This window comes from Saccharothrix sp. ST-888 (assembly GCF_000955975.1).
In the GTDB taxonomy this organism is placed as follows: Bacteria; Actinomycetota; Actinomycetes; order Streptomycetales; family Streptomycetaceae; genus Kitasatospora.
This window is the reverse complement of sequence record NZ_JYJF01000087.1, coordinates 21,463-31,768: the sequence shown is the minus strand read 5'-3', so window position 1 is coordinate 31,768 and position 10,306 is coordinate 21,463. Positions and strand designations below refer to the sequence as shown.

The 10,306-nt window shown below is 65.9% G+C and carries 17 protein-coding genes; 13 read left to right on the top strand and 4 right to left on the bottom strand.

Annotation, left to right across the window (positions count from 1 at the left end):
* Nucleotides 1-423: transposase (locus tag UK12_RS24020; protein ID WP_197085131.1), on the top strand; the 423-nt coding region annotated here is incomplete at its 5' end.
* Between the two features lie 13 nt (nucleotides 424-436).
* On the opposite strand, the gene UK12_RS24015 is transcribed toward UK12_RS24020, so the two are convergent.
* Nucleotides 437-682 (bottom strand): nuclear transport factor 2 family protein, encoded by a 246-nt coding sequence (locus UK12_RS24015; protein WP_052682116.1) that lies wholly within the window; start codon nucleotides 680-682, stop codon nucleotides 437-439.
* A gap of 34 nt (nucleotides 683-716) precedes the next feature.
* The gene (locus UK12_RS24010; protein WP_045305195.1) at nucleotides 717-1,412 is read right to left on the bottom strand and encodes an alpha/beta hydrolase; all 696 of its coding nucleotides are present in this window, start codon (nucleotides 1,410-1,412) and stop codon (nucleotides 717-719) included.
* On the opposite strand from UK12_RS24010, the gene UK12_RS41615 reads away from it, so the two are divergent.
* Entirely contained in the window at nucleotides 1,392-1,778 is a 387-nt protein-coding gene (locus UK12_RS41615) for a hypothetical protein (protein WP_052682115.1), read from the top strand. The two genes, UK12_RS24010 and UK12_RS41615, sit on opposite strands and share 21 nt — an antisense overlap.
* Before the next feature lie 162 nt (nucleotides 1,779-1,940).
* Here UK12_RS41615 and UK12_RS39965 read toward each other — a convergent pair whose 3' ends face one another.
* Entirely contained in the window at nucleotides 1,941-2,087 is a 147-nt protein-coding gene (locus UK12_RS39965; protein ID WP_156178892.1) for a hypothetical protein, read from the bottom strand.
* Nucleotides 2,080-2,241 carry a hypothetical protein gene (locus tag UK12_RS41610; protein WP_197085130.1) on the bottom strand — a complete coding sequence of 54 codons (162 nt, stop codon included), beginning with the start codon at nucleotides 2,239-2,241 and terminating at the stop codon, nucleotides 2,080-2,082. Before UK12_RS41610 ends, UK12_RS39965 begins: the two co-directional genes overlap by 8 nt.
* Nucleotides 2,242-2,573: 332 nt before the next feature.
* On the opposite strand from UK12_RS41610, the gene UK12_RS23995 reads away from it, so the two are divergent.
* From UK12_RS23995 to UK12_RS23950, 11 genes are all read left to right on the top strand, one after another.
* On the top strand, nucleotides 2,574-2,930 hold the full coding sequence (locus UK12_RS23995; RefSeq protein ID WP_045305194.1) for a PRC-barrel domain-containing protein: 357 nt from the start codon (nucleotides 2,574-2,576) through the stop codon (nucleotides 2,928-2,930).
* A gap of 28 nt (nucleotides 2,931-2,958) precedes the next feature.
* Entirely contained in the window at nucleotides 2,959-3,126 is a 168-nt protein-coding gene (locus tag UK12_RS41605; protein WP_197085128.1) for a hypothetical protein, read from the top strand.
* A gap of 63 nt (nucleotides 3,127-3,189) precedes the next feature.
* Nucleotides 3,190-3,429: an ADP-ribosylglycohydrolase family protein gene (locus UK12_RS23990; protein WP_045305193.1), complete on the top strand. Its 240-nt coding sequence runs from the start codon at nucleotides 3,190-3,192 to the stop codon at nucleotides 3,427-3,429.
* 66 nt (nucleotides 3,430-3,495) lie between these two features.
* On the top strand, nucleotides 3,496-5,109 hold the full coding sequence (locus UK12_RS38400) for a recombinase family protein (protein ID WP_231591361.1): 1,614 nt from the start codon (nucleotides 3,496-3,498) through the stop codon (nucleotides 5,107-5,109).
* A 281-nt stretch (nucleotides 5,110-5,390) separates the two neighbouring features.
* On the top strand, nucleotides 5,391-5,930 hold the full coding sequence (locus tag UK12_RS23985; protein WP_045305192.1) for a recombinase family protein: 540 nt from the start codon (nucleotides 5,391-5,393) through the stop codon (nucleotides 5,928-5,930).
* Nucleotides 5,931-6,312: 382 nt separating this feature from the next.
* On the top strand, nucleotides 6,313-6,675 hold the full coding sequence (locus tag UK12_RS23980; protein ID WP_045305191.1) for a hypothetical protein: 363 nt from the start codon (nucleotides 6,313-6,315) through the stop codon (nucleotides 6,673-6,675).
* Nucleotides 6,676-6,839: 164 nt separating this feature from the next.
* On the top strand, nucleotides 6,840-7,184 hold the full coding sequence (locus UK12_RS23975) for a hypothetical protein (RefSeq protein ID WP_045305190.1): 345 nt from the start codon (nucleotides 6,840-6,842) through the stop codon (nucleotides 7,182-7,184).
* Between the two features lie 499 nt (nucleotides 7,185-7,683).
* Entirely contained in the window at nucleotides 7,684-8,016 is a 333-nt protein-coding gene (locus tag UK12_RS23970; protein ID WP_045305189.1) for a hypothetical protein, read from the top strand.
* 171 nt (nucleotides 8,017-8,187) lie between these two features.
* Nucleotides 8,188-8,736, top strand: a complete 549-nt coding sequence (locus UK12_RS23965) for a hypothetical protein (protein ID WP_045305188.1) — start codon at nucleotides 8,188-8,190, stop codon at nucleotides 8,734-8,736.
* Between the two features lie 245 nt (nucleotides 8,737-8,981).
* Nucleotides 8,982-9,707 (top strand): hypothetical protein, encoded by a 726-nt coding sequence (locus UK12_RS23960; protein ID WP_045305187.1) that lies wholly within the window; start codon nucleotides 8,982-8,984, stop codon nucleotides 9,705-9,707.
* Nucleotides 9,708-9,925: 218 nt separating this feature from the next.
* Nucleotides 9,926-10,153, top strand: coding sequence for a hypothetical protein (locus UK12_RS23950; RefSeq protein ID WP_045305185.1), 228 nt, complete (start codon nucleotides 9,926-9,928; stop codon nucleotides 10,151-10,153).
* Nucleotides 10,154-10,306 lie beyond the last annotated feature (153 nt).

The following is a 10,306-nucleotide window of genomic DNA, read 5'->3' as shown; positions in this document are numbered from 1 at the left end:
TTCGCCCGCGCCGACTGCCGCCCTTGTCCCTCCCGCGACAAGTGCACCACCGCGGCCAAGGGCCGTCGCATGCTGACCCTACGACCCCGCGAGCTGCACGAGACCGTCGCCGCGGCCCGCGCCGAGCAGAAGACCGACACCTGGCAGGCCAAGTACACCCTGCGCGCGGGCGTCGAGGGCACCATCAACCAGGCCCTCGACGTCACCGGATTGCGCCGCGCCCGCTACCGCGGCCTGCCCAAGACCAGCCTCCAGCACGCCTACTCCGCCACCGCGATCAACGTCATCCGGCTCGACCCCACTGGGCCGAAGACCCCCGGCATCCCCGGACCAGTCGACTCACCCGGCTCGCCCACCAACTCGCAGCCTGACCACCGACCCAAATTCGGCAACAGAGTCAGCCATGCGGTCAAAGTTCGCTGAGAACGGTCAAACCTCAGCCCGAATCCACCGGCTTGATGTCCGATTGATCGTTTGGCTCTTTCCGGGCCGGCTCGTCGTGCGGGCGCGTGCGGCTCCACTGCTCGGTCCAGCGGGCGCGTACCTCAGCTTTGCCGTGGAGCCTCCCTGTGCTGTCGTTGGGCCATTCGACGTCGTCACTCACCAATTCCAAAAGGACGTCGGCGTCTTGACTGTTGTAGGCCGCGCGGGCCAGCAGCAGGAGTTCCCGGCGCGCCTCCACGGTGTTGTCGCCGGTCGCCGGTCGCCGGTCGCCGTCACAGACTCAGCACGAGGTCGCGGACGGCGGCCGGCTGGGACAGGAACGGGTGATGGCCGGCGTTCAGTTCCACAACGCTGCCTGCCCGGACGGCGAACTCGCGTTGCAGTTCGGCGGGGGTGCCCCGGTCCTGCGCGCAGACGAGGTACGTCGCGGCCACGTGCTGCCAGGCCGCGGACTGCACCGGCTGCTCGAGGACCGCCAGGCTCTGCCGGGCCGTCTTGTCCATGGCCTGTCGCCGGATCTCCGGGCCGCAGTCTTGGAGGAACGTCTCGGCCAGGGCGTCCGGCCGGACGGTGAACGTGCCACCCTCGGGATCGATGTCGAGGAACGGGGCGGGCTCCTGGCCGCCGAACGAGGAGAGGCTCTGCCCGACCTCGGGCAGGTAGCTGGACACGAGCAACAGATGGCGCACAGCTTCGACGCCCGCCGCTGCCTCCGCGGTGACGATGCCGCCGTAGCTGTGGGCGACCACGACGGTCGGCTCGTCGCTCGCCGTCAGCACCCCCCGGACCGCGGCGACGTCCTCCGCCAGCCCCGGGCCTTGCGCGCTTGTCGGCTCACCCGTCTCGCCGCAACTCGGCAGGGCGGGCGCCTCGCTGGCGACGTCCCGCTCGGCCAGCAGCTCAGCGGTGCGGTGCCACCACCACGATCCGTCCTTGACGCATGCTCCGTGCACGAAAACGACTCTCATCACGGCCTCCTGGTCTCGATCCGATCAGCTACCGAGAACGCTAGACCTACGGTCGTCACGTTCAGGCAGCGGCTTCTCGACGCGTGCACCGACTACGCGCTTGAGCACGGGCTTCCCGTCGAGTTCGCGCGGTTGCTGGGTCGCCCGCTGTGGACGGCCGGTCCCGAGGACGCCGACCGGTTTCTGAGTAGCCAGCGGAAGCTGGGCCTCGCGGGCAACACGGTCTACGGGAAGGCCGGGCGGATCGGCCGCCTCTACGACACGGCGTCCCTGGCCGTCGTGCGGTCGGTGCTCGACGCCCTCGGAATCGCTGACGATGACTTGACCACCGAGCAGTACACCGATGCTGTTGCTGCGGTTCGCTGAGTAGCCGCGAACGACGAAGACCCCTGCCCGGCTGAAGCCGAGCAGGGGCATGGTGCTTCAGCGGTCCGTCGTGGTGACGGACTCCTCGATCCGGTCCAGGCGCGCCATGACCCCTGGGAGGCCTGCGATGCCTGGCCGGTCCTCGGTGCCCTGCCAGTCGTCTCAGAACAGCTCGGCGCGGTGGAGCACGCGACGCAGGCCCCGGGGCGTTCGCCAGAGCAGTCCAAGGCCGGTCGTGATCGAGGTGACGGCCCCGGACCACACGACGATCGCGTCCGGCCCGGCGAGGCCGGTGGACTCGTCAGGCACCGGCACCACCGTCGTCCGGGATGGTCGGCGCGGCCACCGTGGCCTCCGGTGGAACGGCAGGGTTGACCGGTGGCGGCGGCGCCTTCGCGGATGCGGTCCGCAGCCACGACGGCAGCAGGCCGTCGATGACCGGCGAGGCCGTCGCCCGGGTCACGATCGCGGCCACCGCCGGTGCGGCGCCGAGCCGTGGGAGGGTGTCCGGCAGTCCGGCGTCGTGGACCGGAAGGGGAAGGCCGACGGCCAGGCCGAGCAGCTGCAGCGCGGTGCGGGCGGTACGGCGGGAAGCGTCAGACAGGGTGGTGTAGTCCTCAGCCGGTGACGTTGTCGGTGCGCATGGCAGCGGTCCAGGTCTGCGGCCCGACCACGCCGTCCTGCCCGGCGCCGCCGGGGGCTCCCGGTCCGGGTGGGGATGATCAGTTTGCGTCGCGCTCAGTGGGTAGCAGCCTGGTAGGTGGGCGGAAGGCAGTGGCAGGCGGGAGGCCGGTGATGATCGAAGCGAGTGACATCCGGGAGTGGCGGGGACACGACGTGGTCGACGTCGACGGCCACAAGATCGGCACGCTGGAGTCCGTCTACGTGGACACCGCGACGGACCAGCCGGCGTTCGCCACCGTCACGGTCGGCCTGCTCACCCGGCACCGGCTGGTGTTCGTCCCGCTCGCCGGAGCCACGGTGGGCCCCGGCTACCTGAAGGTCGCCCACCCCAAGGGCCGGGTCAAGGGGGCGCCCGCCATCGACACCGACGGCGAGCTGCCGGCCGAGGACGAGGAGGCCGTCTTCGCCCACTACAAGTTGAGCTACGCCCAGGGCACGGGCGGCGAGCGGCGCCTCGCACGCCGCTGACGGCCCACGGTGTCGAAGGAGGTCGGCCATGGCACTCTTCCTGTTCGTGGTCATCGTGGCCATCGTCCTGGGAATCGTCGGGGTGGCCGTCAAGGGCCTGTTCTATCTGCTGATCATCGGTGTGGTGGTCCTGCTGGCGGACCTGGTCTACGCGGGCTCCCGGCTCCGGCGGGGCCGTCGGAAGCCCGGCCGCTGAGGCGTGGCAGGGGCGGGCGGAAGGGCCGGACACGGTCGGGAGGACGTCTGGGAAGATCCTCGTATGACTGACCTCGCACAGTTCGCCGACCGGGTACGCGGTTCGCTGCTCGGCGGTGCGGTAGGAGACGCCCTCGGGTGGCCCATCGAGTTCCTCCGGCTGGATCACATCCGGGACCGCTTCGGCCCGCACGGCCTGGCCGGGTTCCCCGCAGACCGGGCCGTCGAGGTCACCGACGACACCCAGATGACGCTGTTCACGGATCACACGAAAAGTAGATGCCCCAGATGGCCGCTCCCGTAGCCATTTTTGGGCTCAGACCATGGTGACGAAGCATCGGTCCGTGGCTCTCGCCGCCTAGGGGAACCCGTGAATCGCACCGTGAGAAACCAGCGCACCAAACAGCTCCGCGCAATCATCTACATCCGCGTCAGCACAGCTCGGGAGGACATGAAAAGCCCCGAGCAGCAGCTGGCAATCTGTCGGGCCTACCTGACTCAAAAGGGGATCGCTGAAGTTGACGTCGTCCGCGACCTCGATCTCTCTGGATCAGACTTCGCCAAGCGGAAGATCAGTCAAATTATCGACCGCATCCGAGCCGGCGAGGCAGACGCCATCGTCGTCTGGGAGTATTCCCGATTCGGTCGAACCCTCATCGGCTCCTTGTTCTACATCAAGGAACTTCAGGAAGCCGGCGGAGATCTGCTCAGCGCCACCCAGGACATCGATGCGTCCACCGCAGCTGGCCGCTACATGCGCGACCAATTCCTGCGACTGGCGGAGTATCAGCTCGACCAGATCCGGGACTCCTGGAGGAGTACCCACCAGCGTCGACTGAACAAGGGGCTTCCACACGGCGGCCAGCCGCGATTCGGTTACCTGCGCTGTCCGGGGTGCCAGCGCTCTGAGGAAAATCCTGCGAGATACGTCTGCCAGAACAAGTGCGAAGGGCTCCTCGTCCACGACCCCGTCCGAGGGCCAGCGCTAGCAAAGGCGTATAGGCGGTTCGTCGACGGGGACACCCTCTACGCCATTGCGCGTGACGCATGGGAGGAGGGGGTGACGTCGCTGCGGGGATCCCGTATGACGGCTGATCAGTGGCGTGTGGTTATGGATTCGGGGTTCGCCGCTGGCTATTTGCGGTCGGTTGGTCAGGGACCGAAGCCGACCAACAGCCGTCCCGACTCTTACCCCATCTGGTACGACGGTGCCCATGATGCGCTCATCTCCCAGGCAACGTGGGACAGCTATGTGGAACTGAGGCTGCGTCAAGCTGACGCGTTCACTCGGGAGCGAGAGCCAAAATGGTCCTGCACAAGCATGGTTCGCTGTGGGGAATCCGATGACAACGAGAACCTGTGTCTTCGGATAATGAGAACAGCGGGCGGCAATTCGAGGGGCGGGACGATGGTGCGAGCGTTTAGATGTGCCCACTCTGAGAACCATGCGTCCGGAAAGACTGTTAATATCCGTGCCGCTCGTGTGGACGCCCTTGTCCTTGACTGGATTCGAAAAAATGCTCAAGGGGTCGAAACGGTACAGGACCGACTTGACCAGCGAGAGGAAATCGAAGTTAGTCGTACCCGCATTGTCGAACTGGAGCGTTCGATCAAGACCCTTCTGCAGCGTAAACAGCGTATCAATGAGGGCTACGAAGCCGGCCTTAACGATCTGGAGACCGCTAAGGCGAGAATGGTTGTAGCCGACACGGAGGTTCGGGAGAAGAAGGCCGACCTGAAGCGTCTAATGCAGCAGCTTGCCTCCGTTGAACCGCCCTCAAAGGAGAAGTTTTCCGGCTTGGCAGAAGTTTGGGACTCGGCCACTCCAGCGGAGCGGCGCAAAGCTCTCAGGAAGGTGATCCGGTATGTCATAGTCACGCCTCCAAGGGGTGGCGAGAAAGTCAGTTCCATGCGCATAGTCCCTCTATGGGAGCCTGATATCGTTCCCGCTCATAAGCGAAGCAAGGGTGTTTCCGTAGCCTAGTTCTGGCGCTCAAGCCAAATCCGATGGTGTATGTCAGCGATGACTTCCCAGAACTCGGCCCAGCAATCGGCCTCGGGTATCTCCTCGCTGATCTCGTCTCGATGGGGAGCTGTGCTGCGGTGGTGGTCATCGCGAGTCATGTAGTCGATGTTCCTCAGTCCGGAAATCGCCGTGAAGCGCCGAACGAGTGATCGATTTATTCCACCAGTTCACCGGGCTGAAGCCCCACCTGTCGGCCAGCAGCGTACGACTGCTGGCACCGTTTCCAGAGAGGATGACTGATGACAAGTCAGAAGCGAGCGACGGTGTACCTCCGCGAGCGAGCCGGAAGTGTGCAGGCTCAGCGTGAGGCATGTGCGCAGTGGGCCGCTGCGCGAGGGCTGCGGATCGTCGTGGGGTACGAGGGCGAGACGGCTAGCGAGGTAAACCCAAAGCTTCTCGAAGACCTCAAGGCCGGCAAGTTCGACGTCCTTGTCGCGGATTTCGGCCCGGAGACGTTCACCCGCAGCGCGGGCCGTTACCAGGAGCTGACCGAGGCGGCAGCCGAGGCGGGTGTCGAAGTGCGCACCGTCGGTGCTCCGACGCTGCTGACCAAGATCGCCCAGCGCATCATCGAAGGACGCGACCGGAACACCGGACTACAGCAGCCCGAGGCCACGGACTCCGAGGATGTGTATCGCTCGGCACTGTGGGACGTACTCGCTTGCGCCCTTGGTGCCGAGGAGGCGGTGGGCCGTATCGGAGCGGAAACGCTGGAGAAGTCTCGCGAGGCCCAGGTCGAGCAGTTCATCCAGTCCGTGCGGGACACCCAGGGCATGTGACATTTTCGCCGTCAGCACGGGGCTGCGTGCGGGTGTCGACTCCGGTGAGTGATACCGGCTCGGCCTCCCGCCGGTGAGCGTGTCTAAGATGTCCCACTTTGTCATCAACAGTCAGTGACAATCCGAACCGCCAGACCTCCGACGCCCCGCGCCGCTACGGTGTGGGGCGTCGTCGTTTTCATCACTCTGCCAACCCCGACCCCTTATCCTGCCTGGCAGGCGGCGCTGTGGCGCGCTCGCCAGCCCCTGGTCGTCCAGGCGCCTACTCCCCGGATGTGCCGGGGGCTAGCCCCGAATTCTCGGGGATGAGGTCCGCACTGCGGGCCACTGGTCCGCGCTGTGCGCGGTTACCTCACCTCACACCCTGAGCAAGGAGCACACGATGGAGATCAGCATCCCCACCCAACTCTCGGACCTGCTCGGCCAGCCACAGCGCCTGTACTACCCGGTGCTGGAGATGGACCACCAGGACCGGGTTGCGTCCATCGAGTGCGCGCTGCGCGGGGTCAATGTTGACGATGGCCCAATCACCCGCTGGTCCGTGGCAGGAGTGAGCAGCCTCAAGCAGGCCGGAGAGCTGGCCGAGTTGCTGGAAGAGTCCGGACAGCTCGACGTCTACGCCGCCGGCATGACCCGCGACTACGCCAGGGACGGCAAGCTGCACTGGATGCCGGATGAGGGCGCGATTGCTGCGGACATGGAGATTCAGCGCATCATCGTGGAGTTCACGGACCGGCTCATCTGAGCCGCATCCGCAGGCCCCCGCTTCCTTGTGAGGCGGGGGCTTCGGCACGCCGAGGGTGCGCCGGCACTATACGAAGTTGCGCTGGTTTCGGGGCGCGAATTCTTGCCACGCGCTGTGCGATGAGGGCTTGCACCGCGAGTGTGCCCGGCACCTAGGCTTGGCTTATGACGAACCATGACAGTACCCACCACGCGGCGGCCGAGTCTGAGCCGCTGTATCGCGACCGAGCTGGCAATCCGATCGACGTGGTCCGCTGGGGCGAACTCTGGTCGGATTTCGAGTATCGCCGAGTCGCTGAGAGCCGGGTGGAGGGTACTGACATCGTGGTGCGGACGGTCTGGGAGGGCGCTATCTCGCCGGTGTCACCGATGTTCGCCACTGGAGTCTTGTTCGATGGCGGTCATCGCTTCTCGGCGCCCCGGTACGGCGAGGAAGCTCGCACTGAGAAGGAGGCCCTCGCTCAGCACGAGCGCGCTGTTGACGAGGTGCGTAGCTCGCGCCCCGCCTAGCGCCAAGCCGGCCATCTCCGATGCCGCCGGTGTTTGGTAGGGACTTTCGTCGTTTCAGGGCTCGGCTTCGACCGGGCCCTTCGTCATGTCTAGGAGGAAGAGCATGAAGCACGTTGGGCAGGTTCGCGCCGGCCGCTGGCGGTGCAACAAGTGCCGTGGAGCCTGGGCGACAGCCGAGGGCGCCGAGGCGTCGACCAGGCCCTGCCCGGAGGTTCCGCTCCCGCACGGCTTTTACCGGCGCGAGCACCTTGTCCACCCGACGGCTACCGAAGACGGTCGCGGACCCGACCCCTACTGCGAAGAGAACTCGTGCCCGTGTATGAAGCACACCTGCCCGTGCGACGTTTGCACCGGAGTGATCGAGGCGCCGGCGCTGAACGTCCTGCGCGACAACCACGACGGTGACGGGTTGCTGACGAGCTTCGATCGGGCGCAAGTCGCCCGGACTGTCGGACTCAAGCCCTAGGCTCAGCCCCAACTATCCCTGAGAGGATTCACCATGCCCGACGAGGTCGTGCCCTTCCATCAGCTCCCGATTACGGGGATCGAGCCGCAGCCGTTCCGGTTCCACCTCGGCCTCGGCGGCGACGAGCACCCCGCCTGGGCCGGCCGCCCCTTCGCCCGCACGGAGGCGGCGACACAGCGGATCGGGTGGGCGGACGCCTACTGGCTCCTTGAGCACCCGGAGCACGGCTGGGTCATCGTCCGGTCGGTTATGAACGCCCACGTCTTCGCGCAAGTCGCCAGCAAAGAGGAGGGCAACCGCGTGATCGACGATCTCTTGTCCAAGCGCCGCTACGACGTAATTCCCGACGAGTACCTCGTCGACTGACAAACGGGCCAAGAGATTCGACGAAGAGGAGGCGTTGCATGTCCGTGCGGCGTAACTGCAGGGGCACGGCCGTACGCTCGGGGTTGCCCCGATCTCCCCGCGTGAGCGGGGGTCAGCCACCGCCTGATTTGGCGGTGGCTTATCCACGTCAACGCCCGGAAGGGGTCTCTCATGTCTACCGTCGCCAGCTTGCTCGCCACGCCAGTGCTCGAACTCGACGGCCAGCCGTGCAAGCTCAGCGTGCGGTCCGTCTACGCGCTGGCCGGCGCGGTAGCAGCACTTGATGCCCGGCTTCAGCAGGACCCTCAAAACTGCCGCGTCACGCTCGTTGGTTACGACGACGAAGACGGGATTATCGCCTGGGTTGGCGCGGTGAAGATCCAAGTCATCGACGGGAAGCCTACCCGCCTGTGCACTCAACTCGACTGCGACATCGAGGTTATCGAGCCGCTCCCCGTATGCGCCGCGCACCTGGGGGATGTGGCGCACGCGCCCTACGACGCACCGCAGACGCGGCCGGAACTCGTCCCCAGCAGGCTCAGGACGTGGGGTGCGCACCGGGCTCGCGCGGATCGATTGGCCCACGGTGACCTGGTGACGCTCATCAGCGCCGCCCGAAGGACGATGGCTCCCGAAGCCGTTCTCCAGGCCATCGACACGCAAGAGCAACTCGCCCCGGGTGCCCGGCAGCAAGTCGCGGACATCGTCGCCAACAGCTGACTTTCAACTCTCCCCAGGCCCTCGTTCCTCACCGGAGCGGGGGCCTTTGTCATGCCCGCACTCAAGGAGGTTTCTCGTGACACTCGAAGTCGTCGTCACCACAGTCTGGTTGGCGCTCAACGCGGTTGGCTTCGGTCTACTCGGCGCCGTCGTGTATCTGGCGAGGTAGCATCCCGCCGATTTCACCCCGGGAGTGCCGGGCGAGATCTACGCTCAGAGCACCCACTTCATGAAGGATGACTGGCATGGACGATGATGATCTCGATGCTCAACTGAACGCCCTGGGAGACGAGTTCAGAGATCGCCTCGGCGACAGGATGGAGCAGCTCTGGGAGCAGGCGCGTGCCGACGCGGCGGCGTATGTGGACGGCAGCGAGGGGCCGCCGCCGGAGATCGCCCGGATGCTGGCGCAGTATCGGGATGGCGCCTCCGCTGCGCGGCGGAGAGTGATGGGCGAGTTTTTGGACGGTAAGGACCCCGACGGTCCGCAGGTGCCTGGCCAGGGCCCGTACGGCGACCTCGTGCGACAGGTCACTGCTGATGTGGAGGCGTACCGGAACGGAACCAAGGAGCCACCGACATGGTGGGAGGAGTACCGAAGAAGTAGGCAGCTGGAGACCCCGCGTTCGTTCGTTTACGGCGACATCCTCAGCGAGACCACTCAGGCGGCAATCTGGCTGGCGTTCGTCAACGGGTGCAAGTACAGCCGCGAGGTCGCCGATGCGCTCTTTCGGGAGCAGGTGCGCAGGTTCGACGAGCTGCTCCCTGAGGGCTTCAGTTGGTCGCCTCAAACAAGTGCCATCGTCGGGCCGGCCGCGCGGGGGGAAGAGTTGCCCGATCGCGATACGGTCGGAGCTTGGTTGGACGGCGTCCACGATGAGGTTGTGCGCTCGTACACCGTGATCGAGAGGCGGGTACTCAAGAAGCTGGGGGGCCCTTCAACCTCGATGCCGAAGAGCCCCAGTGAGTAGACGCCGGTACTACGCCATCAGTGCGGCTGGCATCCTGGTTGCATTCGTCATCCTCAGCCTGCTGACGCACAACTGGTCTACGCCTGAGAGCCCTTGCGACATGGCCAAGCGGCTTGATCGCGAGAGTCGAGGTCAGTCGTACGACTGGCAGCTGAACCATGCGGCCGAGATCCTGGACGCCAGGAGGGCGTGCGTTGAGTCCAGTCGAGGGAACTAAGGTGAGCCTCTTCGCGACTTACCGCGTGAACACGGGCGTCTTCTATGTGGGCGACCGTGTGCTGTGGCTGGAGGAAGACGGACGGAAGCGGTATGGCGATGTGGTCGGCTTCGACGGCCCGAATCCGCTGGTGCTCTTCGACGGGACGTCCGAGCCGACCCCGCGCGCGACCGAGGACCTTTGGCTGACGGCTGGCAACTACCCTGATGGGCATGAAGATGACGAGTAATCAGAGCTGACCTTCGGGGTGCCCTTGCTCCCCGCTTCCGTGCAGAAGGCCCCGGCTTCGGCCGGGGCCTTCTGCGTGTGCGAGCACGTGTGAGTTCAGCGTTCGGCCCGGAGTGGTCGACGACGTTTTGAGAAGATCTATGTGGCCTACGTC